Source organism: Streptomyces sp. McG3 (genome assembly GCF_018619185.1).
Classification (GTDB): Bacteria; Actinomycetota; Actinomycetes; order Streptomycetales; family Streptomycetaceae; genus Streptomyces.
Map to the genome: position 1 here is coordinate 1 of NZ_JAAXYC010000550.1, position 1,798 is coordinate 1,798.

General features: G+C 75.4%; 1 protein-coding gene and 1 pseudogene. Both read right to left on the reverse strand.

Annotation, left to right across the window (positions count from 1 at the left end):
* Positions 1-117: 117 nt before the first annotated feature.
* A complete protein-coding gene (purD, locus tag HET64_RS38335) occupies positions 118-1,368 on the reverse strand; it encodes a phosphoribosylamine--glycine ligase (protein WP_215111834.1) in 1,251 nt (416 codons plus the stop codon).
* A 124-nt stretch (positions 1,369-1,492) separates the two neighbouring features.
* Positions 1,493-1,798: pseudogene (locus tag HET64_RS38340) on the reverse strand (DNA polymerase III subunit gamma and tau); the annotation flags it as partial.

Here is a 1,798-nt window from a genome sequence, read left to right on the forward strand (position 1 = left end):
GGCCTGGTGGGGCCGGGGGCCGCGAGGCCGTTGGTCCCCGGGGCCCGTGCTGGTGGCCGGGCGCCGGGCCGTGTGGCTGCGGGCCCGGCCGCACGGCCGGGCGCCCGGCCGCGGGTCTCAGTCCTGCGAGGCCTTCAGGGCGATGTCCGTACGGTGCTGGGAGCCGTCCAGGCGGATCCGGCCGAGCGCGGTGTAGGCACGCTCCCGGGCCGCCGTGAGGTCCTTGCCGGTCGCGGTCACCGAGAGGACCCGGCCGCCCGCGCTGAGCACCGCGTCGCCCTCGGCGCGGGTCCCGGCGTGCAGGACGTACGCGTCGGGGGCATCCTTCGCCGCGACGTCCGCGAGCCCGTCGATCGGGTCGCCGGTGCGCGGGGTGTCCGGGTAGTTGTGCGAGGCGATGACCACGGTGACCGCGGCGTCGTCGCGCCAGTTCAGCGGCGGCAGGACGTCGAGGGTGCTGTTGGCGGAGGCGAGCAGGACACCGGCGAGCGGGGTCTTCAGCCGGGCCAGCACGACCTGGGTCTCCGGGTCGCCGAACCGGGCGTTGAACTCGATGACCCGCACGCCGCGCGAGGTGATCGCGAGGCCGGCGTAGAGCAGCCCGGAGAAGGGCGTGCCCCGTCGGCGCAGTTCGTCGACGGTCGGCTGGAGGACGGTCCGGAGAACCTCGTCGACCAGCTGGGGGTCCGCCCACGGGAGCGGGGAGTAGGCGCCCATGCCGCCGGTGTTCGGGCCCTCGTCGCCGTCGAGGGCGCGCTTGAAGTCCTGGGCGGGCTGGAGCGGCAGCACGGTGGTGCCGTCGGTGATCGCGAAGAGGCTGACCTCGGGGCCGTCGAGGAACTCCTCGATGACCACGCGGTCGCAGGAGAGCGCGTGATCGCGGGCGGCGGCGAGGTCGTCGGTGACGACCACTCCCTTGCCGGCGGCGAGGCCGTCGTCCTTGACGACGTACGGGGCGCCGAAGGCGTCGAGGGCCTCGTCGATCTCCGTGGGGGTGGTGCAGACGTAGCTGCGGGCGGTGGGCACGCCGGCGCCGGCCATGACGTCCTTGGCGAACGCCTTGGAGCCTTCCAGCTGCGCGGCTTCGCCGGAGGGGCCGAAGCAGGGGATACCGGCCGCGCGCACGGCGTCGGCGACCCCTGCGACGAGCGGCGCCTCCGGGCCGACGACCACCAGCCCGGCGCCAAGCTCGGTCGCGAGGCGCGCGACGGCGTCACCGTCGAGCGCGTCGACCGGGTGCAGTTCGGCCACCTCTGCGATGCCGGCGTTGCCGGGGGCGCAGTACAGAGCGGTGACATCGGGGTCGAGGGACAGAGAGCGGCACAGGGCGTGTTCGCGGGCGCCGCCGCCGATGACGAGGACCTTCACGGGGTGCAGCCTAGCCGCCGGGCGCGGGGAGCCCCGACGGCTGCCGGTCCGTGGACGGGCGGCCGCCGTTCTCGCCGCCACAGCGTCCTGCGCGTCACCGCTCGTCGCCCCTCGCCACTCCTCGTCACTGCTCGTTGGTGAACTCCTCGACGACCGTGGCGCCGAGCTCGCGGACGATCAGCTCGTGGCCGGAGAGGGCGGAGTCGACGAGATCCGGATCGTCGGCCTCCGGGGTGTCGTCCTCGGGGGCGACGTTACGCGGCGGCTCCGCCCCGTAGGAACTGTGGGAGGCCTCGGGAGCGGGCGCGGACTCCCGGCCCTGCGGCGCGGAGGAAGGCGGCTGCTGCTGGGGCGGCGGCGTGTGCTGCCCCTGCGGCGAGGGCGCGGACTGCTGCGGGGCGGAGTGCTGGGGCCGGGGCTCGTACGCGAC